This is a genomic window from Lachnoanaerobaculum sp. Marseille-Q4761, from assembly GCF_017565785.1.
Taxonomy (GTDB): Bacteria; Bacillota; Clostridia; order Lachnospirales; family Lachnospiraceae; genus Lachnoanaerobaculum.
This window is the reverse complement of the sequence record NZ_JAGEKB010000001.1, coordinates 597013-621681: the sequence shown is the minus strand read 5'-3', so window position 1 is coordinate 621681 and position 24669 is coordinate 597013. Positions and strand designations below refer to the sequence as shown.

The 24669-nt window shown below is 37.9% G+C and carries 20 protein-coding genes and 1 CRISPR repeat array; of the genes, 19 read left to right on the top strand and 1 reads right to left on the bottom strand.

Going from position 1 to position 24669, the window contains the following annotated elements:
* Positions 1 to 118 precede the first annotated feature (118 nt).
* The 8 genes from cas3 to cas2e are packed head-to-tail and all read left to right on the top strand — an operon-like array spanning position 119 to position 9420.
* Positions 119 to 2896 carry a CRISPR-associated helicase Cas3' gene (cas3, locus tag J4O15_RS02855; RefSeq protein ID WP_208099628.1) on the top strand — a complete coding sequence of 926 codons (2778 nt, stop codon included), beginning with the start codon at positions 119 to 121 and terminating at the stop codon, positions 2894 to 2896.
* Complete coding sequence (locus J4O15_RS02850; protein WP_208099627.1) at positions 2883 to 4541, top strand: type I-E CRISPR-associated protein Cse1/CasA; 1659 nt, start codon at positions 2883 to 2885, stop codon at positions 4539 to 4541. Before cas3 ends, J4O15_RS02850 begins: the two co-directional genes overlap by 14 nt.
* Positions 4542 to 4550: 9 nt before the next feature.
* Complete coding sequence (casB, locus tag J4O15_RS02845; RefSeq protein ID WP_208099626.1) at positions 4551 to 5129, top strand: type I-E CRISPR-associated protein Cse2/CasB; 579 nt, start codon at positions 4551 to 4553, stop codon at positions 5127 to 5129.
* Complete coding sequence (gene cas7e, locus J4O15_RS02840; protein ID WP_208099625.1) at positions 5119 to 6225, top strand: type I-E CRISPR-associated protein Cas7/Cse4/CasC; 1107 nt, start codon at positions 5119 to 5121, stop codon at positions 6223 to 6225. Before casB ends, cas7e begins: the two co-directional genes overlap by 11 nt.
* A gap of 11 nt (positions 6226 to 6236) precedes the next feature.
* On the top strand, positions 6237 to 6959 hold the full coding sequence (gene cas5e, locus J4O15_RS02835; protein WP_208099624.1) for a type I-E CRISPR-associated protein Cas5/CasD: 723 nt from the start codon (positions 6237 to 6239) through the stop codon (positions 6957 to 6959).
* A 1-nt stretch (position 6960) separates the two neighbouring features.
* Positions 6961 to 7584, top strand: a complete 624-nt coding sequence (gene cas6e, locus J4O15_RS02830) for a type I-E CRISPR-associated protein Cas6/Cse3/CasE (protein ID WP_208099623.1) — start codon at positions 6961 to 6963, stop codon at positions 7582 to 7584.
* Between the two features lie 14 nt (positions 7585 to 7598).
* Positions 7599 to 8522 (top strand): type I-E CRISPR-associated endonuclease Cas1e, encoded by a 924-nt coding sequence (cas1e, locus tag J4O15_RS02825; protein WP_208099622.1) that lies wholly within the window; start codon positions 7599 to 7601, stop codon positions 8520 to 8522.
* Position 8523: 1 nt separating this feature from the next.
* Positions 8524 to 9420, top strand: a complete 897-nt coding sequence (gene cas2e, locus J4O15_RS02820; RefSeq protein WP_208099621.1) for a type I-E CRISPR-associated endoribonuclease Cas2e — start codon at positions 8524 to 8526, stop codon at positions 9418 to 9420.
* Between the two features lie 23 nt (positions 9421 to 9443).
* Positions 9444 to 12827: a CRISPR direct-repeat array (repeat unit 28 nt; unit sequence GTGTTCCCCGCGTAGGCGGGGGTGATCC).
* A 113-nt stretch (positions 12828 to 12940) separates the two neighbouring features.
* On the opposite strand, the gene J4O15_RS02815 is transcribed toward cas2e, so the two are convergent.
* Positions 12941 to 13615 carry a Crp/Fnr family transcriptional regulator gene (locus J4O15_RS02815; protein ID WP_009220506.1) on the bottom strand — a complete coding sequence of 225 codons (675 nt, stop codon included), beginning with the start codon at positions 13613 to 13615 and terminating at the stop codon, positions 12941 to 12943.
* Positions 13616 to 13728: 113 nt separating this feature from the next.
* On the opposite strand from J4O15_RS02815, the gene J4O15_RS02810 reads away from it, so the two are divergent.
* From J4O15_RS02810 to hemA, 11 genes are all read left to right on the top strand, one after another.
* Positions 13729 to 14412 (top strand): DUF2249 domain-containing protein, encoded by a 684-nt coding sequence (locus tag J4O15_RS02810; RefSeq protein ID WP_009220507.1) that lies wholly within the window; start codon positions 13729 to 13731, stop codon positions 14410 to 14412.
* A 3-nt stretch (positions 14413 to 14415) separates the two neighbouring features.
* Positions 14416 to 15069, top strand: a complete 654-nt coding sequence (locus J4O15_RS02805) for a cupin domain-containing protein (protein WP_009220508.1) — start codon at positions 14416 to 14418, stop codon at positions 15067 to 15069.
* A gap of 18 nt (positions 15070 to 15087) precedes the next feature.
* Entirely contained in the window at positions 15088 to 16272 is a 1185-nt protein-coding gene (locus J4O15_RS02800) for a flavodoxin domain-containing protein (RefSeq protein ID WP_208099620.1), read from the top strand.
* Between the two features lie 261 nt (positions 16273 to 16533).
* Positions 16534 to 17094: a zeta toxin family protein gene (locus J4O15_RS02795; RefSeq protein WP_208099619.1), complete on the top strand. Its 561-nt coding sequence runs from the start codon at positions 16534 to 16536 to the stop codon at positions 17092 to 17094.
* 200 nt (positions 17095 to 17294) lie between these two features.
* Entirely contained in the window at positions 17295 to 17801 is a 507-nt protein-coding gene (locus J4O15_RS02790; protein WP_208099618.1) for a precorrin-2 dehydrogenase/sirohydrochlorin ferrochelatase family protein, read from the top strand.
* Between the two features lie 11 nt (positions 17802 to 17812).
* Positions 17813 to 18787 carry a porphobilinogen synthase gene (gene hemB, locus J4O15_RS02785; RefSeq protein ID WP_208099617.1) on the top strand — a complete coding sequence of 325 codons (975 nt, stop codon included), beginning with the start codon at positions 17813 to 17815 and terminating at the stop codon, positions 18785 to 18787.
* On the top strand, positions 18784 to 19551 hold the full coding sequence (locus J4O15_RS02780) for a sirohydrochlorin cobaltochelatase (RefSeq protein WP_208099616.1): 768 nt from the start codon (positions 18784 to 18786) through the stop codon (positions 19549 to 19551). Before hemB ends, J4O15_RS02780 begins: the two co-directional genes overlap by 4 nt.
* Entirely contained in the window at positions 19544 to 20479 is a 936-nt protein-coding gene (hemC, locus tag J4O15_RS02775) for a hydroxymethylbilane synthase (RefSeq protein WP_208099615.1), read from the top strand. The genes J4O15_RS02780 and hemC overlap by 8 nt, the downstream gene beginning before the upstream one ends.
* A complete protein-coding gene (cobA, locus tag J4O15_RS02770; RefSeq protein ID WP_208099614.1) occupies positions 20472 to 21965 on the top strand; it encodes a uroporphyrinogen-III C-methyltransferase in 1494 nt (497 codons plus the stop codon). Before hemC ends, cobA begins: the two co-directional genes overlap by 8 nt.
* Positions 21946 to 23238, top strand: coding sequence for a glutamate-1-semialdehyde 2,1-aminomutase (hemL, locus tag J4O15_RS02765; protein WP_208099613.1), 1293 nt, complete (start codon positions 21946 to 21948; stop codon positions 23236 to 23238). Before cobA ends, hemL begins: the two co-directional genes overlap by 20 nt.
* Positions 23238 to 24413 carry a glutamyl-tRNA reductase gene (gene hemA / locus J4O15_RS02760; RefSeq protein ID WP_208099612.1) on the top strand — a complete coding sequence of 392 codons (1176 nt, stop codon included), beginning with the start codon at positions 23238 to 23240 and terminating at the stop codon, positions 24411 to 24413. Before hemL ends, hemA begins: the two co-directional genes overlap by 1 nt.
* The last annotated feature ends 256 nt before the right edge of the window (positions 24414 to 24669 follow it).

Genomic DNA, 24669 nt, shown 5'->3' with positions numbered 1-24669 from the left:
CTTATCGTTTATTATAACATTTTTAACAAAAAATGCACTGAAACATTTCTAAAGGATGTTTAAAGGACAGATCATATAGTAAAATAAAATTATCAAAGACATGACAAGAGGAGGAGACATGCAGGAGGCTTTGTGGGCAAAGAAAGAAGAAAAAGATGGGTTAATGTATTGGTTACCACTACCTGTTCATTTAGAAGATACGGGAAAGATTATGGGGCTTTTGTGGGAACATTGGCTTAGTGAGGGACAAAAGAGAATCGTTGCTACAGATACAGATATTGGAAAGCAAATCGCAATATTCATAGGTGCAATTCATGATATCGGTAAGGCAAGTCCGGCTTTTCAGCTAAAGAAAGGCTTCTCAAATTCTAAGGACTTAGATAAGGAGTTGATAGAAAAGTTGGTGGGGGCAGGCTTCATAGGTATTGACTCACCGGATTTACTGGCATCACCTGAAAAGACACCGCATGGACTTGCAGGAGAGGTTATACTAAGTGTATTAAGCGATAGATTCAAAAAGGAAAATGACATAGGATCTATAGTAGGTGGACATCATGGTAGACCTATAGATAATAAAAGCATGATTTCTGAAGTACTTAGTTCATACAAGAAAAATCTCTTCCAAAGTGAAAATGTGGGTAGTGATATATACAAAAGATGGTTAACTGTACATACAGATATTTTAAACAATGCATTAAAAAACAGTGGGTTTAAAAGATGTGAGGATATACCGATACTCTCACAACCTGCACAGGCAATGCTTCTTGGACTTTTGACAATGGCAGATTGGATCGCCAGTAATACATACTTCTTTCCGCTAAAAGAAATATTTGATGATACCAATATTGATATGAATAAGAGATGCGAGCATGGTTTTACAAAATGGAAATATTCAAATCAAAGTGATATGTGGTTACCTGAAGTATATGCTGATTGTAAAGGCTTGTTTAAGGAGAGATTTGGATTTTCACCAAGGGATGTACAGCTAAAATTTGCACAGACAATCAGTGATGCCAAGAATCCCGGACTGATAATACTTGAAGCTCCTATGGGACTTGGAAAAACAGAGGCGTCACTTGTGGGAGCTGAAGAACTTGCTGTAAAGTCAGGAAGAAGCGGACTGTTTTTTGGATTACCGACACAGGCGACATCAAATGGTATATTCCCAAGAATAATCAGCTGGCTAAAAAAGCAGAGCGTGGAAGCAGGTGAAAAAAGAGGATTAAGGCTGGTGCATGGCAAGGCTTTTTTAAATGAAGAATATAATAATCTTACGAGTGCTTCAAATATAGATGTTGATGGAGATAATGAAGGCAGAGAAGGTTTTGTAGTAAATCAGTGGTTTTGTGGAAAGAAGACAGCCATAATGGATGATTTTGTAGTAGGTACTGTAGATCATCTTTTGATGATGGCACTTAGACAGAAGCATTTGGCACTAAGACATCTTGGACTTAGCAAAAAGGTTGTAGTAATTGATGAGGTACATGCCTATGATGCATATATGGATCAATACCTGAATATGGCACTTGAATGGCTTGGAGCCTACAATGTGCCGGTAATACTGCTATCGGCAACATTACCAAAGAAAAGTAGAGTGGATTTTATAAATCATTATTTGATGGGCAAGGGAGTTAAGTTAAGTAAAGAGGATATGAGCAGTCTGATGGTAGAAGATTATCCTTTGATTACATACACTGATAATGATAAGGCATTAAATGTAAAAGACTTTGCAACGATAGAAGGTAAAAGTATTGAGATAAAATATACTGATACTGAGAATTTGCCTAAGCTACTGAATTCATTGCTTGATGGTGGAGGTAATGTCGGTGTTATTGTAAATACAGTGAAGAAAGCACAGAATATTGCTGCTTTACTTTCATCTAAGTTTGGAGATAATAATGTTATGTTACTTCATTCTTCGTTTATAGCTACGGACAGAGTGAAAAATGAAGAAAAGCTGATGAGATACCTTGGGAAAGACGGAGATAGACCACAGAAGCTGATAGTAGTAGGAACACAGGTTATAGAGCAGTCTTTAGATATTGATTTTGATGTAATGATAAGTGATATTGCACCGGTAGACTTATTGATACAAAGAATGGGAAGACTCCATAGACATACAAGAGATAATAGGCCGAAAAAGCATGAAAGACCTGTGCTATATGTTTTAGGTAATGACAAGAACCTAGAATTTGAAACCGGTTCTAAGGCAGTATATGGAGGATATCTCTTAGCAAGAACCGGGTACTTTTTAGGTGACAATATAAGACTTCCAAGTGATATATCAAGGCTGGTACAAGAAGTCTATGATGAGAATATAGAGCCGGATCTATCTGATGAATTAAATGAGAAATATTATGAATACAAGGCTGAATATAAGGCTTTGGTTAACAGTAAAGAAAGTAGAGCAGGAACTTATAGATTAAATAGCCCTGTATTAAAAAAACGAATATCTAAGGAAGCGAATCTTATAGGATGGCTTAATAATCAATCAAGGAATTCCGGTGAGGAAGAGGGCAATTCACAAGTTAGAGATACGCAGGATACAATAGAAGTAATTGCATTAAAGAAGATTAAAGACGGTTATACTACATTTGACAGTAGTGAGGATGTGTCAAACAGTATTGGAGATACAAAAACAGCAAAAAAACTTGCAAGTTCTACAATAAAACTTCCAAATAAGCTCTCAAAGTCCTATAATATAGACAAGACTATACGAGAGTTAGAAGATTTTTACATAAACAATTTGCAAAAATGGGATAATTCAGCATGGTTAAAGGGAACTTTATGTGCAATGTTTGATGAGAATAATAAGTGCAGTATAAATGGAGTAAATATGGAATATGACGAAAAATACGGTTTGATATTAAAGGGGGAAAATGATGCCAAGGTATAATTTATTGGATGAAAAATGGATTCAGGTTGCAAGTAAAGATGCTGTAGAAAAAATTTCTATAAAAGAACTTTTTGCCGGTGCAGCTAAGTACAAAGAATTAGCCGGAGATATGAAGACTCAGGATTTTGCAGTAATGAGGGTTATGCTTGCAATCCTTCATACAGTATTTTCAAGGTTTGATTCAAATGGAGATTCACATGGATTTTTTGAGGTGGATAAAGAGAAATTTTTACAGACCGGAGAACTTAAAGAAAGCGATTTGGAAGATTATGAAGATGCATTGTATCAGACTTGGGTTGATATATGGAATGCTAAAGAGTTTCCAAAAGTAGTGGAGGAGTATTTGGAAAAATGGAGAGAAAGGTTTTTCCTATATGATGATAAATACCCTTTCTTTCAGGTGACAAAAGAGGTGATAGAAAAGGATGCAGCCGGTGGTGGAGAGTTTTATGGGAAAAATATAAATAGGCTTGTTTCGGAGAGCAATAATAAGCAAGCATATTTTTCACCTAAAGATGAGTCTTATAAGGAATATATTGTTGATGATGAATTGGCGAGATGGCTTATAACATTACAAGGCTATATAGGTACATCTGACAAGAAAAAGGTTGGATCTGCAAAGACATATTCCAAGGGTTGGCTGTATGATTTGGGAGGAGTATATCTTCAGGGCAATAATTTGTTTGAAACATTGATGCTAAATTTTGTAATTGCTCATAATGAAAACAACAATTTATTGAAAACTCAGAAACCATGTTGGGAAGCAGAAACGATAGAGAAAAATGTAGAATATTATTTTCATAACGGAATTGACAATATTGCTTCACTATATACTGCTTGGTGTAGAGAAATATTTATAGATCCGAATAGAACAAAGGAAGATAAATTTGTGTGCTTTATAGCAAAGTTGCCTGAGATAGAACATTCAAATGCTTTTTTAGAGCCTATGACAGTCTGGAAATATAATGATACCGGTGAATATAAGGATAAATACAGACCAAGAAAGCATGATGCAAATAAGTCAATGTGGCGAAACTTCGGACTATTAACAGGAGTGGGTGAGGGCACAAGAAAACCCGGAGTTATAGAATGGCTAAATAAACTGGGCGATATATCAGAGTCGGAAGAACTGGGATTTAACAAGGAAAATATTAAATTGTGTGCAGTATGTATGTTGGATGATGGTAATGCTACTTCATGGGCACCTATAGATGAGGTGGAAGATACTCTTAATCTTAAAGAAAGAGTATTGATAGACACCGGAGATAATGGTTGGATAGTTAGAATAAATAAAACGATTACAGATACAAAAGCGAGCATTGATAGGACATTAAAAATATTTATAAAAGATTTGTTAGATATAAGAAATATGGAAAAGTCGGATGCATCAAAATATATTGAACAGTTTTATTTTAGAATAGACCTATCATTCAGAAATTGGATTGAAAGCATTGATATTGATAATGACAAGGATACAAAAGAGGTTGAATGGCAGGGAATATTAAAAAAAGCTATAAAAGAGTATGTGGATGAGTTAGTGTCAAGTTCTGGATTAAGAGATTATAAAGGTATAGAGACAAGTACCGGTGTAAAGAATATTGCAACGATATATAATTCATTTTTATATAGATTAAATCAAAATTAAGGAGGTTAGATGGAGAGTGTAAAAAGTGTTATTGGAAGAATTCTTAAAGAGCTGTATGCTATGCAGGAATATTCCATAGGAAAGGCAATACTTTCAAGGCTAAGGAATTCTATCGGGAGAGATTATGCCGATATGGCAGATATATTGCCTGTTGTTTTTGAGAAATTGCCTGAAAGCTTTCTTGGAAACAGTAAGAAGATGACTGATGAGGAAATTTGTATATTGAGCTGTTTACAGCTGTACGCAATACATCAACAAGGGGAAGATTTTTGTGTCAATACTGCTGAAGACGGATACAGTAATATAGGAACAAGTCTAAAGTCACTTAGAGCAGGTGATGATACTACAGCACCGGACAGAAGATTTAATGCAATGATTACATCAACTGATTTTGATGAACTAATAGTACATTTAAGGCATTTGATCAGGCTATTAAAGTCAAAGCAAAAAGGTGCAAGGATTGACTATGGCAGGCTTGCAGAGGATTTATATTGGATAAGAAAGAACAAAAACAAAGAAAACATTATTTTAAATTGGGCAAGAGAATATTATAAGTTCAACAGTAAAGGAGAATCAAATGAACAGTAGATTATTTTTGGATATGCATATTATACAGACATTACCACCTTCAAATATCAATAGAGATGATACAGGTAGTCCAAAGACTGCTTTATATGGCGGGGTAAGAAGAGCAAGGGTTAGCTCACAGTCATGGAAGGCTGCAATGAGAAATTACTTCAAGGAAAATGGAGAAGTAGCTAATGTAGGTGTAAGAACAAAGGATATAGTAAGCTATGTTGCAAAGAAGATTGTAGAGATAGATAGTACCATTCTTGAGAAAGAGGCGATGGACAGAGCTGCGGAGGCTATAGAGAAAGCCGGAATAAAGCTGAAAGATAATAAAGATAAGACTGCTAAGGAAGCTAAAGCTTTATTCTTCCTTGGAGAAAATCAGGCAAGAGATATTGCAAGAATAGCAGCAGAAGCCGAAGTGGATGCAAAGGGTAAGCTTGTATTGGATAAAGATTTATTGCAAAAAGTTTTAAACGACAATGTTGCTATAGATATTGCATTGTTTGGAAGAATGGTGGCTGATGATCCAAGTTTGAATGAAGATGCGTCTTCACAGGTAGCTCATGCTATATCTACACATGGAGTACAGACCGAGTTTGATTATTTTACTGCGGCAGATGACCTTTCACCTGAGGATAATGCCGGTGCAGGTATGATTGGTAACGTTGAGTATAATTCATCAACATTATATAGATATGCAAATGTTGCACTCCATGAGTTTTTATATCAGCTTAAGGACAGAGGTAGTATGATAAATGCTACGAAGCTATTTGTAGAAGCATTTGCAAAGTCATTACCTACAGGTAAGATAAATACATTTGCCAATCAGACATTGCCAAGTATTTTGGTGGTTAATTTGAGAGAAGATAGACCGGTAAGTCTTGTAAGTGCATTTGAATCACCTGTAAAATCAGAAGAAGGATATGTTGAAGGTTCCATAAAAAGAATGTCAGATGAGATGGTAAGAGTGCAAAAGTTTGTACAGAAGCCGGTAAAGACACTTTATTTGGCAATAGACAAAGTGGATATTTCAGATGGAGAGGAAGTAGATTCACTTGATGAATTACTTGAAAAGCTTGGAGCGGAAATAGAAAATTATCAATTTAGCTAAGAGGTGAAAATGTGAAAACTATATTATTGAAGTTTGCAGGACCTATTCAGTCCTGGGGAACCGACTCACATTTTGAAACCAGACATACAGATCTTTATCCATCAAAAAGTGCTGTTATAGGTATGATAGGAGCGGCACTTGGAATAAGGAGAGACGATAAGTCCATTGGTGATTTTGATAGTCTTAAATTTGCAGTGAGAGTTGATCAGGAGGGGAGCCTTTTGAAAGATTATCACATTGCAAGGAAATATAAGTCAACCGGAGATTTTGACAGGACTTATGTTACAGAGAGATATTATCTTGAAGATACTGTATTTGTAGTAGCTATATCACATGAGGATAATAATCTTATAGAGAAAATATATGAAGCTTTAAAGAGACCATATTTTCAAATGTTTTTAGGAAGAAAGTCAATACCGGTTTTGGCAGATTTTATTCTTGGAAATTTTGAAGGTGATATAAGGACTGCATTAGAAAAATGTGAGTGGCAGGCAAAAGATTATTATAAGAAAAGATATAATAAAAGTCAGAAATCATTGGATGTATATTGTGACAAGGGGATTTTTGATAATGCTGACAGAGAGGCATTGAGGCAGGATAAGGTTATATCTTTTTCAAATAAACATAGACAATTCAGTTTTAGATATGAAGACCATGCAAAGATTTATGTAAAAAACAGTATGTTTGAAGATGAAGATACAAACCACAATATTTTTGATTTGGTAGGTGAATGATATGTATATTTCAAGAGTTGAGTTAGATATATACAATAGGCAGAAGATAAGAGATTTGACGCATCTTGGAGCTTATCATAATTGGGTAGAACAAAGCTTTAGAGAAGAGAGTGGGGTAAGAAGCAGGAAGCTTTGGAGACTTGATAAGATAAATGATAAGAAGTATTTATTGCTGGTAAGTGGAGAAAAGCCGGACTTAAAATTGCTGGAAAAATATGGTGTGACCGGCAGTGCAGTAACAAAGGAATATGATGCATATATAAGCAAGGTGAAAAACGGTATGAAGTTACGCTTTAGACTTGTAACAAATCCTGTACATGCAGTTATGGAAGGCGGTAAGAGAGGTAGTGAAAAGCCACACATTACAGCAGAGTTTCAAAAGAAGTTCTTTATGGACAGAACTATAAAAAACGGTTTTGAAGTAAATGAAGATGATGTGAATATTGTAGAGAGGGGATTTGAGCTACTAAGAAAATCCGGTTCAAAGCCGGTAAAAGTGGTAAAAGCTACATTTGAGGGGGTACTAACTGTAGTTGATGAAGATAAGTTCAAATCAATGTTGGAGAATGGATTCGGCAAGAAAAAAGCCTATGGCTTTGGACTTATGACCGTTATACTTATGTGATAGTGGGTGAAAGTATGGAAAAAGCGGAAATAAATGAACTGCCTAGAATAAGTGATAGAGTTACATTTATCTACATTGAGCATGCTAAAGTAAACAGACAAGATGGAGCTATAGTGGTATCTGACAGTAGAGGTACTGTCAGAATACCTGTAGCAATGATTGGAGCATTACTGCTTGGACCGGGAACAGATATTACTCATAGAGCAATGGAGCTGATAGGAGATATGGGCACAGGCATAATATGGGTAGGAGAAAAAGGTGTAAGACATTATGCACATGGTAGATCATTGACTCATTCTACCAGGTTTTTAGAAAGTCAGGCAAGATTAGTTACAAATGTGAGGAGCAGAGTAGATGTTGCAAGAAAAATGTATATGATGAGATTTCAAGGGGAGGATGTTTCATCATATACTATGCAGCAGTTAAGAGGCCATGAGGGTACCAGAGTCAGGAGATTATATACGGGATTGTCAAAAAAATATAATGTTGAATGGACCGGCAGAGATTATAAGGTTGATGATTTTGCAAGTGGAAATGTAGTGAATCAGGCATTGTCGGCAGGTAATGTAGCGTTATATGGGCTTGTATATAGTGTAGTATCAGCACTTGGAATATCTCCCGGACTTGGTTTTGTACATACAGGTCATGATTTATCATTTGTATATGATATTGCAGATTTGTATAAAGCAGATACAACGATTCCATTGGCATTTGAAATAGCAAGTGAATTTGGAAAAGAAGATGATGTTGGAAGTATCACCAGAAAAAAGGTAAGGGATATATTTGAGGAAAAAAAGCTTGTAAAGCAGATTGTATCCGACTTACAGTATTTATTGGATATAGGTGATGACGAAAAGCTTGAAGGGGAATTTTTGGGACTTTGGGATAATAAGGAGCAACTTGTAAGTTATGGTGTGAGCTATACTGAGGTAATGTGATATGCCATTTACAGTTATTACATTGAAAAAAGTACCACAGGCTCTTAGAGGTGATTTGACCAAATGGATGCAGGAGATAACTACAGGGGTTTATATAGGAAATTTCAACACAAAGGTAAGAGAAAAGCTTTGGAAGAGGGTGAAGGAGAATGTCAAGGATGGTGAGGCAACTTTAAGTTTTGCATATAGAAATGAGATTGGCTATCAGTTTGATACTCATAATACAAGTTTTTCAAATATTGATATGGATGGTATTCCCTTGGTGTTTATTCCAAATGAGAATGTAGATGAACAAAGAGAGATAAAGCATGGATTCAGCAATGCGGCAAAGTTTAGAAATGCTAAAAAATATATGACGCATAAGAGTAAGCTTGATTCTAAGAGTTTTGTTGTAATAGATATAGAAACTGACGGTTTGGATAAAGAGAAAGATGTTATTATCGAAATAGGTGCAGTAAAATCTGAAGGTGGAATAATAAGTGAATTTCAAAGTCTGATGAGCTATGAAGGTATATTACCAAAACATATAGTGGCAATTACAGGTATTACCACTAATATGTTACAAAACAGTGGGAAGAGTGCAAAGTCGGTATTAAAGGAGTTCATAGACTTTATAGGTGATAGAGATATTATAGGGTACAATGTGAACTTTGATATCGAGTTTATAGATATTGCTCTATCAAAACTTGAACTTGAAAAATTAAAAAATAAGCGATATGATTTAATGAAGTTTGTAAAAAATGAAAAACTTTTTCTGACAAACTATAAATTACAAACTGTGATAAAGGAATATGGGGTTGGTGATGAAGTACCACATAGAGCATTGGAAGACGCAAGGCTAATATACAAGCTTGCTGTAAAAGTAAATAAATTCAGGGATTTATATAGTCTGACATAGCGTGTTTAAGGGATCTTATTACTGTGTTCCCCGCGTAGGCGGGGGTGATCCTACAAAATCTCTATAATTGTAATCTAAAATTAGGTGTTCCCCGCGTAGGCGGGGGTGATCCCTAAAAAGTGGTACTTATTCAAATTTAGATGTAGTGTTCCCCGCGTAGGCGGGGGTGATCCTTGAGTATGTGTATTGTACCCTCTCCCAGCAAAGTGTTCCCCGCGTAGGCGGGGGTGATCCCCCCTTATCAATTTGATAGGGGTTTTTATACAAGTGTTCCCCGCGTAGGCGGGGGTGATCCCATTTTATCCAACTGTAAACTTACAGGATTTTAGTGTTCCCCGCGTAGGCGGGGGTGATCCTAAACTTGATAATCTTGTAAATGATGCGGATTTGTGTTCCCCGCGTAGGCGGGGGTGATCCCGAGGTATCTCAACCCGATTAGAGGGTTTTGGCGTGTTCCCCGCGTAGGCGGGGGTGATCCTGTCTCAACTGCATTATCAAGCTTTCAGATAAGGTGTTCCCCGCGTAGGCGGGGGTGATCCTAACACATTGGTCTGTCTATTACAATAGATTTTGTGTTCCCCGCGTAGGCGGGGGTGATCCCAGAAATGGCGGTTGTGTTGCAATGAAAAGACAGTGTTCCCCGCGTAGGCGGGGGTGATCCCATTATTGTACAAATCTGGGGTACATACAAGTAGTGTTCCCCGCGTAGGCGGGGGTGATCCCACAACCGCCGTTTCTGTTAAATTTATCGTCGTTGTGTTCCCCGCGTAGGCGGGGGTGATCCCACTATGTTAAAACTTAATACATCATCAAATACGTGTTCCCCGCGTAGGCGGGGGTGATCCTCAAAATTATCAGAAAATCCCAAATAATTCATTGTGTTCCCCGCGTAGGCGGGGGTGATCCTCAAAATTATCAGAAAATCCCAAATAATTCATTGTGTTCCCCGCGTAGGCGGGGGTGATCCCTCATTTAAGAACCATGATATACCTAATACGATGTGTTCCCCGCGTAGGCGGGGGTGATCCTTAAAATCATTAAATAATTTTTCAATCTTCTTAGTGTTCCCCGCGTAGGCGGGGGTGATCCCTCCATCTCTCAAAATCAACTTTTCTGACACCTGTGTTCCCCGCGTAGGCGGGGGTGATCCCGAGAAATTATCAGACAATTCTAAATATTCTGAGTGTTCCCCGCGTAGGCGGGGGTGATCCTAAATATATAGAATATTATGATTTTGAGATATTGTGTTCCCCGCGTAGGCGGGGGTGATCCCTACTAACCTGTCACTGAACCTTGAAAAACAAAGTGTTCCCCGCGTAGGCGGGGGTGATCCCTATTATTTCAAAGTCGGACGGTGGTAAAAAGTGTGTTCCCCGCGTAGGCGGGGGTGATCCCAACGGAATATCCAAAAATGTATCTAGCGGTTAGTGTTCCCCGCGTAGGCGGGGGTGATCCTATCCTTGATAATTATTTCATACTTGGAGGGGGGTGTTCCCCGCGTAGGCGGGGGTGATCCTAATCAAACTATGCCAATATTCGACAAAGTATAGTGTTCCCCGCGTAGGCGGGGGTGATCCTAGGGCAACGAATCGAGGGGGCATTACAGTTGAGTGTTCCCCGCGTAGGCGGGGGTGATCCTAATCAAACTATGCCAATATTCGACAAAGTATAGTGTTCCCCGCGTAGGCGGGGGTGATCCTAGGGCAACGAATCGAGGGGGCATTACAGTTGAGTGTTCCCCGCGTAGGCGGGGGTGATCCCCCTGCCGCACCAACCGCCGCAAGCGGTAAAGTGTGTTCCCCGCGTAGGCGGGGGTGATCCTGGACGGTATAGCCATGTATGTGAATTTCTCATGTGTTCCCCGCGTAGGCGGGGGTGATCCCATTCAAGGGCGTGTACTTGCTCTTTGTGTCTTGTGTTCCCCGCGTAGGCGGGGGTGATCCTAAATTCTTATGAAATTCTTAAGATGAATTATTGTGTTCCCCGCGTAGGCGGGGGTGATCCCTTGTTGTATGTTTTTCTGACTTATAACAGGTTGTGTTCCCCGCGTAGGCGGGTGTGATCCTAATCATTTCATCATATATAAAAGATAATATTTGTGTTCCCCGCGTAGGCGGGGGTGATCCCCCTGTCAACTTATACTCTTGTTGTACTGAATTGTGTTCCCCGCGTAGGCGGGGGTGATCCTGAATGATTTTAATTTTCAAATTGATATGATATGTGTTCCCCGCGTAGGCGGGGGTGATCCTAAGTCAATGAACCAGGCGTGGTTGATAGGGAAGTGTTCCCCGCGTAGGCGGGGGTGATCCCCATCTACAGATATAGTGTTTATTGTATCTTGGGTGTTCCCCGCGTAGGCGGGGGTGATCCCTTCAAAGTATTCTGAAATGATTAAAGATGCTAGTGTTCCCCGCGTAGGCGGGGGTGATCCTATGTACTATTGGGTAGATGCTGATGGAGTATAGTGTTCCCCGCGTAGGCGGGGGTGATCCCGCCACGAGTTCACGCTAACCCATCCGACAAGAGTGTTCCCCGCGTAGGCGGGGGTGATCCTGATACACTGATCCCATATCTGATATAAGATATGTGTTCCCCGCGTAGGCGGGGGTGATCCCCTCCTAAAGTAAAATATTCGTCTAAAATTTGTGTGTTCCCCGCGTAGGCGGGGGTGATCCCTACAACTAATTTAATTGAAACCGATTGGAAAAGTGTTCCCCGCGTAGGCGGGGGTGATCCTGTAATTTATTACACTTAAGAAAATAGCCGACGGTGTTCCCCGCGTAGGCGGGGGTGATCCTCAATATCAGACTTAGTAGGCTTTTTAGAAAAAGTGTTCCCCGCGTAGGCGGGGGTGATCCTGGCTACAGCTAAGAAGTTGCCATCGGGCAGTTGTGTTCCCCGCGTAGGCGGGGGTGATCCTACAGACATCTCTATTACCTCCTAATACTAATAGTGTTCCCCGCGTAGGCGGGGGTGATCCCGAGTTCGAGCCACTAAGCAAGTATAATGATAAGTGTTCCCCGCGTAGGCGGGGGTGATCCTGCAAGCATTTTTTATGACTTTATGCAAAAAATGTGTTCCCCGCGTAGGCGGGGGTGATCCTACAGATTTTTGGAAGTTATACCATTCTTATAAGTGTTCCCCGCGTAGGCGGGGGTGATCCTATATCCAGTGTAGACCTGTAAGACCTTGTATAGTGTTCCCCGCGTAGGCGGGGGTGATCCTAGTACCTGAAACTCAGGGCAGTCGTCAGTGTGGTGTTCCCCGCGTAGGCGGGGGTGATCCCCCGGATAGGAAAGAAGAAAAATTCCAACTTAAGTGTTCCCCGCATAGGCGGGGGTGATCCTCAGGGCAATTCCCTTATATCAAGACTTGGAAAGTATTCCCCGCGTAGGCAGGAGTTATTCCTTATATTAAAGTTTGTGTTCCCCCTCATATACAGAAGTACTCTGATATATTTAAACCTGTATTTATTAAAGAGATTGTAGCTAGGTAATACTATAAAGAGAATGCAATACCGTCACCTGCTTAATATATCCTCCAATGCATCAGTATCCAGTATTTTGATTACGGGGGGATTATAAAAAATAATTTTATCGGCTTCCATGCGGCTTAATTCTCTGTGAAGAGATGTTCTGGATACATTCATAAGCATTGCCCATTTTGAAATGCTGTCAGGAATTGTGACAGTATCTTTACCTGATTGACAGGACTGCATTAAAAGCCAGAATGCCGCTTTTTGTGCGATGCCTCCATAGGAGAGCAGCTCAAGTCTTTGTTGAAGCATATAAGTTGCAGTGGAAATTTCGGTGGTGAAATTTTGTAATATGCATAGATTTAATTGCATAAGCTTTAAAAGTTCATCTCTATGTAAGAGCATTATCTTTGCAGGCTCAATTGCAACTATATCACAGGGATATTTTCGGCTTTTGGAAAAAACGGCGGCAGGTCCTATAATATCTCCGGGATTTCGTACAGAAACATCCACCTGCCTGCCGTTTGGAAAATTCTTCCTTGCCTCTACGCGACCTTCTAAAATAATCCCTATACGATTGGCGGTATCCATAAAATTAAACACGGTATTTCCTTTGTCATAGTATTTAACAGTGGGGGAAATAATTCCAAGGATATCTGAAATTTCATCTTCTCCCAAACCCTTAAATAATGAACTGTTTTGAAGAATTGAATAATACATATTGTCTCCATAGTTTTTTTGTTGTTTTTATTATACATGAAATCTGTATCCGGGAATACAGATTTTTTGATATTATAGGAGTATAATAAAGACAAAATAAAGGAGGTCAAGATATGAGCGTTACAAATTGGAAAGATAAAGTTTCAAGTTTTAAGCAAATTGATGTAAGAGGAATTCAAGGCAATTTCTTTTTGGGATTAAAAAAGCAGGCTATGGATGTAGCGGCAGGCGAGGGAATAACAGTTATTCAGTCCTTTGATCCCATACCTCTTTATGAAGTAATGGAGGGGTTGGGTTTTGAATATTATACGGAGAAAAAAGCCGAAGGTGAGTACCATGCTTATTTTTACCGAGTGGAGGTAAAGCAGGAAGAAAAGGATATTCCTATGCGTCCGGCAGCACTTACAAATATGCCTTTGATTGATGAAAAATTAGGGGATATAGCTGTAAGTTTCTGGGATTTGACATGGAATGATGAGCATAGATATCTGCCGTATGAAACAAGACTCTTATTGTCATTGACCAATGCAGTGGGAGCAGGCAGAATGCGTCAGGCAACAAGAGAACTTGTAAAGGCATATATTCACGGGCTTGACAGTGCGGCATTTGATGATGTTTTTGAACTTCTTGTATGGAATCAGGGAATAGGTTATTTTAGTTCGGAGATAGGTCCTTCCACACTTTTTGCGGCATATAAGACTATAAAAAATATGGAAAAGCAAAACAAAGCAAGGGGCGAGATTTGTGAAACATTAAAGGAAAAATTCGGAGAGAAGAATCCGGATGTAAAGGTGTGATATATGAAAGAAAAAGTGGGTGAAGTATTTTCTATAGCGAGGGATAATGAACCTGTTGCCGGTTGTACTGTTTCAAAGGCTGTATATGAGGGAGCAAATGATATAATATATTTTTCTTTGGCAGAGAATACGGATATAAGTGCCGAAATATATCCCTACCATAAGCTGCTTATAGTGGCTGAGGGAAGGATGAGTGTTTATGGTGATAAGGGTTTTATAAGAGAGCTTGAAACAGGAGACTGTATTATAACAATGACAGATACACCTGTGGGAATGAAAACAAATAATGGAGCCGTGTATACGGAAATATCAATAAGGAGAGAAGATATTATGAATAACAGTGTTAAAGCGGGAGAAGTTTTTAAATTAGCGGATTTAGTACCATATGCGGATGGAAAGATTGTAAATATGGATGTGGTTCATAATGATAAGATGAAATTTATTGTTATGGCATTTGATGAGGGTGCGGCACTTTCAGAACATGCAGCACCGGGGGAGGCAATCGTTTTTGCCCTTGACGGCGAGGGAGTAATAGGTTATGAGGGAAAGGAGCATGTTATAAAAGCAGGTGAAAACTTCCATTTTGCAAAGGCGGGACTTCACTCGGTAAGAGCAACAAAGAAATTTAAAATGGCATTATTACTTACACTTGAATAAAAGAAAGTGGGTGACCACATGAGAAAAAAAGTAAAGGGAAATGTAAGCTGGGTAGGATATATTGATTGGGAACTGGAGAGTTTTCATGGCGATGATTATTCCATAAAAAACGGTTCCAGTCAAAATGCCTATCTTATAGAGGAAGAAAAAACAGTATTGATTGACACTATATGGACACCTCATAGATTTGACTTTGTAGAGAATCTAAAAAAGGAAATAGATTTAAATAAGATAGATTTTATAGTTGCCAATCATGGAGAATGTGATCATTCAGGTTCCCTTACCGCACTTATGGAGGAGATACCTGATACTCCGATTTATTGTACCGCAGCAGCTGTAAAAAGTATTGAAGGTCAGTACGGAAAGCGTGGCTGGAACTTTAATGTGGTAAAGACTGGAGACAGTTTGGATATAGGAAACGGTAAAAAGCTTGTATTTGTAGAAATGCGTATGCTCCACTGGCCGGACAGTATGGCGACATATATGACAGGAGACAATATTTTATTTTCAAATGATGCCTTCGGACAGCATTATGCAGTGGAGGAATTGTTTAATGACAAGGCGGATCAGTGTCTTTTGTGGAAGGAGGCAATGAAGTATTTTGCAAATATATTGACTCCTTTTGCTCCTATACTTACCAAAAAGCTGGAGGAAATCACAGGTTTTAATCTGCCGATAGATATGATTGCACCTTCGCATGGTGCAATATGGAGAGAAGATCCGCTGAAAATAGTTAAAAAATATGGGGAATGGGCGGCTAACTATCAGGAAGATCAGATAACCATAGCGTATGATACAATGTGGGAAGGAACTACAAAGATTGCGCATAAAATAGCTGAAGAAATTCATGCTAAGAGTCCCGATACTGTAGTAAAGGTATTTAATATCTCAAAATCGGATAAGAATGAGGTTATGACTGAAATCTTTAAGTCAAAGGCAATTGCGGTGGGTTCTCCTACAGTCGGAAACAGCATATTAAGCAGTGTGGCAGGCTGGATGGAATTTTTAAAACAGCTTAAGTTTAAAAATAAAAAAGCGGCTGCTTTCGGCTGCTATGGATGGTCGGGAGAGTCTGTAAAGATACTTAAAGAGCAGCTTGCAGGAGCCGGATTTAAAGTGGCTGAAGAAAGTATAAAAGTTTTATGGAATCCGAAAGAGGAAGATTTTAACAAGGTATCGGAACTGGTTGAAAGTTTATTATAGTATAAAGGAAATCTAAAGCGTCATTAACCGAATAGATTTAAAGGTTAAAATTTATTAAAGAATCGGGTAGGGGATATCTCTACTCGATTTTTGTTGTAAAATCATAAAAAAACTTAACATATTCCGAAGGTATTTTTAATGTACAGCTTATATAATATATTGGTTTCATATAAAAGAGTTGCTTAATATATATTCAAAAGTCTATGAGTAAAGGCAAAGATTCTATGTAATAAATACAATGATTTAAGAAAGGAAAACAAAATGAAGCCTATATATACATTATTTGCGGGGGTAAACGGAGCCGGAAAAACCACATTATTTAATATGCAGGATAAAGATTTGGGTGTAAGAGTTAATTCTGATGAGATAGTAGTTGCAAACGGGGGTGATTGGAGAAATCCGTCCGACCAGGCAAGAGCTATGAAGGAAGCGGTGAAACTTATCAAAAAATGTATAAATAATCAATGTGATTTTAATCAGGAGACCACATTGACAGGAAAAAGCATTATAAATAATATAATAAAAGCAGGGGAAAAGGGCTTTAAAATAAAGATGAATTATATAGGACTTGATAATGCAGGTATAGCGGTTGAAAGAGTAAATATAAGAGTGTCAAATGGCGGACATGGCATAGCCAAGGAAGATATATTGCGAAGATATGATAACTCACTTATAAATTTAAAGGAGATTATACCTCTGGTGGATGAATTGACTATATATGATAATACAAAAGACTTACATGTAGTTGCAAAAATTTCAGGAGATAAAAAAGAGATAGTAGATGCAAACTGTGTATGGCTAAAACAAATATTTCAAATTTAATATATGATCTCAGCCGACAAAAGACTTTGTTAAGAAATAACATTTGTCAGACAAATATAGAATATTAAAAAAGCGGGAAATAACCTGCTTTTTTTAATGAACATTTTATTGCCTGATTATATTTTAGATAATATTTACTTTATTATATGTTATAATATCTGAAGAATTTTATTGGTGGATTTAAAGTGCAAGGAGGGCTTATGGCAAAGTATTTTCCACTGTTTATAGATATAAGCAAAAAGACCTTTTTGGTGGTGGGAGCCGGAAACATATCAGCAAGGAGAGTTTTAAAACTAAAAGAGTTCGGATGCAAAATAATAGTTGTGGCAAAGACAATATCGGCTACTATCATGGATTTGGAAGATGAAAAGCTGATTTTAAAAGAGAGGGCTTATGACAGTACAGATATAGAAGAAGCCGACTATGTAATAGCTGCGACAAATGATAAGGAATTAAATGAGAAGATAGTCTGGGATTGTAATAAAGAAGGGATTCCGGTAAATGATGCCTCAAATTATAAAAACTGCGATTTCTACTTTCCGGGGATTGTGACGGAGGATGAGATGGTAATAGGTGTTACTTCCTCAGGAAGCAATCATAAATTGGCAAGAAGAGTGGCAGGTGCAATCAGATATAATATAAAGGAAATAGTATCGGAATGTAAAAAAGAGCAAGAGAGCGATACAAAGCAGGAAGAATTTGATTAAGAGGAGAATATATGTTTAGAACCAGAAGACTCAGAGCAAATGAGAATATCAGAAATATGGTGCGTGAGACCAGAATAAGCAAGGATGCCCTCATTTACCCTATGTTTTTTGAAGAAGGAGAAAATATCCTTGAAGAGATAGAATCCATGCCCGGTCAGTATCGAATGAGTATAGACAGATGTGACGGTGTTATAAAAGAACTTTTAGATGCGGGTGTTCACTCCGTGATACTTTTTGGCATACCAAAGCATAAGGATGATGTGGGAAGTGAGGCATATCATAATCATGGCATCGTGCAGGAAGCTATCAGATATATAAAGAAAAATTTTCCGGATATATATGTAATAGCTGATGTATGTATGTGTGAATACACCTCACATGGGCATTGCGGAATACTTAAAAATATGTATGTGGACAATGACAGTACAATAAAATATCTTGCAAAAATTGCACTTTCACAGGTGGAGGCAGGTGCGGATATGGTAGCACCGTCAGATATGATGGATGGCAGAGTAAGTGAGATTAGAAAAGTTCTGGATGAAAAAGGCTATAAAAATATTCCTATAATGGCATATTCAGCCAAGTATGCATCCGCATTTTACGGTCCGTTCAGGATGGCGGCGGATTCGGCACCGGCATTCGGTGACAGAAAGAGCTATCAGATGGATGTACATAATGTAAGAGAGGCATTAAAGGAAGTGGAAGATGATATCCTTGAGGGAGCTGATATAGTTATGGTAAAGCCTGCTATGAGCTTTTTGGATATAGTGACTAAGGTTAAAGAGATTACCAATGTTCCGGTGGCTGCATATTCTGTAAGCGGAGAGTATGCAATGGTAAAATCGGCGGCAAAAAACGGATTTATAGATGAGGAAAAGATAATATGTGAGATGGCGGTATCGGCTTTCAGAGCGGGAGCTGATATTTATATTACATATTATGCAAAAGAACTGGCAAAATGTATAGAAAAGGGGATTATCGGATGAAAAAAGGAGTTATAGTTGCAAGCTTTGGCACAAGCCATGAGGATACAAGAAAGAAGACAATAGATGTAATCGAAAATGATATAAGAGAAAAATTCACTAACAGTCTTTTTTTCAGGGCATGGACCAGCAATATAATAAGAGCCAAGTTAAAAAAAACTTCTAACCTCCATATCAATAATATAGAAGAGGCTATAGAGGAAGCTATAAAAGAGGGAGTGGAAGATTTACTGGTAATAAGCACACATATTATAAACGGTGTGGAGCATAATAAAGTAAAGGATACGGTACTAAGCTATAAGAACAGCTTCGAAAAAATAAGAATCGGAAATGCACTTTTGGAGAGCGAAGAAGATTTTAGCTATATGATAAAAGAAATGGATGCAATATACAAAAGGGAGGAAAATAATGCCTACCTTTTAATGGGACATGGTTCAGAGCATGAAGCCAATAAAATATATGAGATGCTTAGAGAGAGATTTGTATCCTATGGCAGAGATGATATACATATAGCCTGTGTGGAAGGCTATCCCTATATAGAGGATGTTTTGCCGGGATTAGCGGATTATAAGGCGGTGCATCTGTATCCGTTTATGATAGTGGCAGGGGATCATGCCAAAAATGATATGGCGGGAGATGATGAAAGCTTTAAAACAATGCTTGAGGATATGGGTAAGCAGGTCGACTTTGAGCTTAAGGGACTTGGGGAATATGATTATGTGAGAAAACTTATACTAAAACATGCTAAAGAGGCGGTATATGTTTAATAAAAACATAATAAGGATAGGTACAAGAAAAAGTGCTTTGGCACTGGCACAGAGTAAATTAGTGGGGGATGCTATATTAAATAGCTTCCCCCATATAAAAATAGAATATATACCTATGAGTACAGCAGGTGATAAAAGACTTGATATATCCTTGCAGGAAATAGGCGGAAAGGGCTTGTTTACAAAGGAGCTGGAAGAGGCATTGATAAATGGAAATATTGATTTGGCGGTGCATTCAGCCAAGGATTTACCATTGGAATTTGATCATAGATTAAAGCTTATGCCGGTTTTAAAAAGGGCGCCGGTCAATGATATTTTGGCAGTAAAAAAGGATTTTTTAAAAGAGACTGATATAAAAACTTTGCCTGAAGGATTTAGAATAGGTACAAGCTCAAAAAGAAGAGAAAAACAATTGCTTTTTTTAAATAAAGATATAAAAATAATACCTGTCAGAGGCAATGTAATTACAAGAATAGAAAAAATATTTTCAAATGATGTGGATGGAGTAATATTGGCGGCAGCCGGTATTGAAAGATTAAAAGCAAATGATAAATATGCCGCAGAGTTTAAAGATATTTTGGATAAAATAAGCATTATAAATATTAGGGAAAAAGATATATTGCCGGCACCGGCGCAGGGCATACTATGTGCCGAATATGCAAATGATGAAATGGCAACTATACTGGAAAAAATACAGGATGGAGAATGTAATACCTTATTTTTTGCAGAAAGAAAATATCTGGCTGTTTTACAGGCTGATTGCCATACAAGTGCAGGTATATATATATACAAAGCTTTGGATAAATACAGTATAAAAGCATATTTTGAGGGTAAATATCTTGAGAAAAACATGATAGACTCAAGTGAAAAGGCATTGCTTGAGGCAGTGGAAGAATTGGCAGGCAGATTAAAGAGGAAAGATGTTTGATAAGGAAATAAAAAAGGTATCATTGGTAGGGGTGGGGCCGGGGGATGAAAATCTTCTTACAATAAAAGCATGTAAATGTATAGAGGATGCGGATGTTATAATATATGACAATTTGATAAATCCCACCATTTTAAACAGAGCAAATATGGGGGCAAAGCTTATATATGCAGGTAAGATATCGGGAAATCATTATCTTACTCAGGATAAGATAAATGAAACCATAGTTTCATATGCCTTGGCAGGAGAATATGTTGTCAGACTTAAGGGAGGAGATCCCTATATTTTTGGCAGAGGGGGAGAAGAGGCGGAGTATCTTTTGCAAAGGGGAATTGATTTTGAGATAGTGCATGGAGTCAGTTCCTTTTATGCAGGGCTTGGATATGCCGGAATACCTGTTACATTCAGAGGTGAGGCGGCATCTTTTCATGTTTTTACAGGGCATAGAAAACAGGGAGAACCGCTTAATCTTGATTTTGCCGGTATAGCAAAGCTTGAGGGAAGTCTGGTATTTTTGATGGGTATATCAAATCTAGGTGCCATTGTAAACGGATTATTATCAAATGGAATGAACCCTGATACGGGAGCTGCAATTATTGAAAATGCCACAAGATATAATCAAAGAGTTTTTAGAGGTAAGCTCTCAAATATTGAAGAAATAGCAAAGAAAGAAAATATTGTTTCACCTGCGCTTATAGCAATAGGTAATGTATGTAAAAAGAATCTGGATTTCTTTAAAAAAGACGGACTGCCGCTTTCAAATAAAAATATATTATTGACCGCAACAAGACCTTTGACGGAAAAAATGGCTCCTGAATTTAAAGCGCTTGGAGCAAATGTATGTGAAATGAGTCTGATAGCCACAAAGGAGATGGAGATTGAAAGAGATAAATTTACTTTGGAATTGGAACTTGCAACACATATTTTACTTACCAGTGCAAATGGAGTGGATATATTTTTTGAAAAGATAAAAAAGTACGATTTGGATATAAGAAGCCTGCATAATAAAAAAATATGCGTTATAGGCAGCGGCAGCGCAAGTGCCTTAAAAAAGTACGGGGTAAGAGCGGATTTTATACCTTCAAAGTTTGATTCCAAAAGCTTTTTGGAAGAGATGGTTACAGAACTTAATGAAAAAAGCGGAGTCCTTATGCTCAGGGCAAAGCTTGGAAATGATATATTGCCAAATGGACTAAAGGCTGCAGGTATAAAATTTTGTGATATCCCGATTTATGATACAATAATCGACTATAGAAGGAAGTTTGAGCTCAATAAAGAAATAAAAAACTTCGATTATATAGTTTTGGCAAGTGCAAGTGCCGCAAAGGCTCTATGTGAGATGATAGAAGATATGAATGTTCTTAAGGGAAGGGTAGTATCGATAGGACCAATGACCACAAAAGCTCTTATGGAATTTGGTATAGAGGAAGTTATAACAGCAAATCAATATGATGTAAAGGGGATAGTTGATGCAATCAGGAAAATATAAAAAATCGGAAAAATATTTTGAGATATCACAAAAATATATTCCGGGAGGGGTGAATTCTCCGGTTCGTGCGGCAAGGGCGGTACATAGAGATCCGGTTTTTATAAAATCGGCTTCCGGTTCAAAGATATTTGATGTGGACGGGAATGAATATATAGATTATGTATGTTCATGGGGGCCTGCGATACTGGGGCATGCTCATCCCTATGTACTAAAAAAGGTTAAAAAGGCAATAAAAAAAGGGCTAAGTTTCGGTGCACCTACCAAAAAAGAATATATTTTGGCAGAGATGATAAATGAGGCGATGCCTGTGATGGAGCAGGTCAGACTGGTAAACTCGGGTACGGAAGCTACAATGAGTGCTATCAGACTTGCAAGGGGATATACCAATAGGGATCTGATTTTAAAATTCACAGGTTGCTATCACGGACATTCGGACGGGCTTCTTGTGAAGGCGGGTAGCGGTGTGCTTACAGAGGCTATATCTTCAAGTGGAGGAGTGCCGGATGACTATGCCAAAAACACCATTGTGGCGGAGTTTAATGATATAGACAGTGTAAATGCTTTATTTGAAAAATATCATGGAAAAATTGCAGCGGTTATAGTGGAACCGGTGGCTGCAAATATGGGTGTGATTTTGCCGGATAAAGGTTTTTTGGAGTTTCTTAGAGAAATAACAAGAAAAAATTCTGCACTTTTAATATTTGATGAAGTTATTACAGGATTCAGGCTGGCAAAGGGCGGAGCCTGTGAGTACTTTGGGATAGAGCCGGATTTGATTACGCTAGGAAAGATAGTGGGTGGAGGAATGCCTCTTGCAGCCTATGGAGGCAAAAAAGAAATAATGTCTTATATAAGTCCCTTGGGGGATGTGTATCAGGCAGGTACCCTCAGCGGAAATCCGGTAGCTACGGCGGCGGGAATTGCCACTTTGGAGGTGTTGTTTGAAAATCCTGATATTTATAAGCGCATAGATGAAAATACAAAGCTTTTGGCGGACGGCATTGAGAATATAATGAATACTAAAGAAAAGAGAGTTCATATAAATAGAATAGGCTCTTTGATGTCGGTATTTTTTACATCACAGGATGTAAAATCTTATAAGGATGTGCTTACCTGTGATCTTGATAAATATGCCGGCTATTACAGTTTTTTAAGAGAAAACGGAATATATATCGCACCGAGTCAGTTTGAAGCGGTGTTTGTATCGGATGCACACAGCATTGAAGATATAAAAAACACATTAAGTATCATAGCCGGATTTGGGGGAAAATAATGATTTTACTTCTAAGTCTCAGCTTTAGAAACACACCGCAAAAAATAAGGGAGTATTTCGCCTTTGAAAAAGGGGAGAAGGAAAGGCTGTTAAAATCCCTATGCAATGAAGAAATTATAGATGAAGCCGCGGTACTGATTACATGCAACAGAACGGAAATATATATAAGCACCGGAAAGGATAAAGGCACCGGAAGTATTATAAATCTGATTTTGGAAAAATGCGAAGCAATAATAGGGCATACAATAGAGAACTTGCGTGATTATCTGCTTTGTTATACAGGAAAGGGTGCTGTTTCACATATTTATAAGGTCAGCGCCGGACTTGATTCCATGGTGATAGGAGAGGACCAGATTCTTGGGCAGGTAAAGGATGCTATAGAATTTGCAAGAGAATGTAATACTGCCGGTCTGTATTTGAATACATTATTCAGGGATGCGGTTACAGAGGCAAAAAAGATAAAAACCGAAACCCTTATCTCAAAATCGGGAGTATCCACAGCGACATTGGCACTTCGTGCGGCAAAGGATGTACTTCTAAGTTTTGATGAAAAAAAACTTCTTATAATAGGTGCATCCGGCAAAATAGGAAATATAGTATTAAAAAATGCTCTAAGCTATGATTTTTCAAATATCTATGTCACAAAGAGAAGACATAATATAGAGATGTCGCCAAATGGAGCGGATAGGGTAAGCATCATTGAATATCATGACAGATATAATTATATAAATGAGGCGGATATTATTATTTCGGCTACGGGAGGACCACATTTCACACTTACAAAGGAACATATAGAAAATAATATTATAAAAGAGAATAAAAAGGTATTTATAGATTTGGCTCTGCCCTGTGATATAGATGAGAGAATAAAAGACGTAAATAATATATATTATTACAATATGGATGATATGAAAAAATTTGCCGATGAGAATAATGAAAAAAAGAAACTAAGTATCGAAAAGGCAAATTCAATGGTAGAAGAAGGTGTGGAAAAATTTTTAAAATGGGCATTATTTCAGGAGAATTTAAAAGTTTTTTCAGATACGGTAGAGAATCTTGAAAAAGAAATGTCAAGGATAGGTGAAAAAAAGACCTTGGAACATCTGTTTTACAGGATAAGAGATAATGGAAGTTTAGAGGCATTACAATCTATTATTGATATTTTTTCAGTATAAACAGAGGTTTGTCTAATTGTTTAACAACTGAAATATTATTTTCTATATTGAACAAATATATCTGATATATATGTTTATATAGCAAAATTACTTTTTTTGAATTCTTTTTGCAAATATAAAATAGCATAAAAAATATAAAACAAATAATAAAATATTGAAAAATAGCCTAAAAGTATGTTATTATAGAGTTGCATAAAGAATTGCAAATTGACAGTAGATTGACTTGATATGTATAGACAGAAAAAGGGGTGGACCG

What these genes read in the sequence shown, in the direction of transcription:
- J4O15_RS02810 (WP_009220507.1), top strand. Translation starts at nt 13,729, where the DNA reads ATGAGCGTTACAAATTGGAAAGATAAAGTTTCAAGTTTTAAGCAAATT.
- cas1e (WP_208099622.1), top strand. Translation starts at nt 7,599, where the DNA reads ATGGAAAAAGCGGAAATAAATGAACTGCCTAGAATAAGTGATAGAGTT.
- cas7e (WP_208099625.1), top strand. Translation starts at nt 5,119, where the DNA reads ATGAACAGTAGATTATTTTTGGATATGCATATTATACAGACATTACCA.
- J4O15_RS02805 (WP_009220508.1), top strand. Translation starts at nt 14,416, where the DNA reads ATGAAAGAAAAAGTGGGTGAAGTATTTTCTATAGCGAGGGATAATGAA.
- cas6e (WP_208099623.1), top strand. Translation starts at nt 6,961, where the DNA reads ATGTATATTTCAAGAGTTGAGTTAGATATATACAATAGGCAGAAGATA.
- cas2e (WP_208099621.1), top strand. Translation starts at nt 8,524, where the DNA reads ATGCCATTTACAGTTATTACATTGAAAAAAGTACCACAGGCTCTTAGA.
- hemL (WP_208099613.1), top strand. Translation starts at nt 21,946, where the DNA reads ATGCAATCAGGAAAATATAAAAAATCGGAAAAATATTTTGAGATATCA.
- casB (WP_208099626.1), top strand. Translation starts at nt 4,551, where the DNA reads ATGGAGAGTGTAAAAAGTGTTATTGGAAGAATTCTTAAAGAGCTGTAT.
- J4O15_RS02800 (WP_208099620.1), top strand. Translation starts at nt 15,088, where the DNA reads ATGAGAAAAAAAGTAAAGGGAAATGTAAGCTGGGTAGGATATATTGAT.
- J4O15_RS02780 (WP_208099616.1), top strand. Translation starts at nt 18,784, where the DNA reads ATGAAAAAAGGAGTTATAGTTGCAAGCTTTGGCACAAGCCATGAGGAT.
- hemC (WP_208099615.1), top strand. Translation starts at nt 19,544, where the DNA reads ATGTTTAATAAAAACATAATAAGGATAGGTACAAGAAAAAGTGCTTTG.
- cas3 (WP_208099628.1), top strand. Translation starts at nt 119, where the DNA reads ATGCAGGAGGCTTTGTGGGCAAAGAAAGAAGAAAAAGATGGGTTAATG.
- J4O15_RS02850 (WP_208099627.1), top strand. Translation starts at nt 2,883, where the DNA reads ATGCCAAGGTATAATTTATTGGATGAAAAATGGATTCAGGTTGCAAGT.
- J4O15_RS02795 (WP_208099619.1), top strand. Translation starts at nt 16,534, where the DNA reads ATGAAGCCTATATATACATTATTTGCGGGGGTAAACGGAGCCGGAAAA.
- hemB (WP_208099617.1), top strand. Translation starts at nt 17,813, where the DNA reads ATGTTTAGAACCAGAAGACTCAGAGCAAATGAGAATATCAGAAATATG.
- J4O15_RS02790 (WP_208099618.1), top strand. Translation starts at nt 17,295, where the DNA reads ATGGCAAAGTATTTTCCACTGTTTATAGATATAAGCAAAAAGACCTTT.
- hemA (WP_208099612.1), top strand. Translation starts at nt 23,238, where the DNA reads ATGATTTTACTTCTAAGTCTCAGCTTTAGAAACACACCGCAAAAAATA.
- cobA (WP_208099614.1), top strand. Translation starts at nt 20,472, where the DNA reads ATGTTTGATAAGGAAATAAAAAAGGTATCATTGGTAGGGGTGGGGCCG.
- J4O15_RS02815 (WP_009220506.1), bottom strand. Translation starts at nt 13,615, where the DNA reads ATGTATTATTCAATTCTTCAAAACAGTTCATTATTTAAGGGTTTGGGA.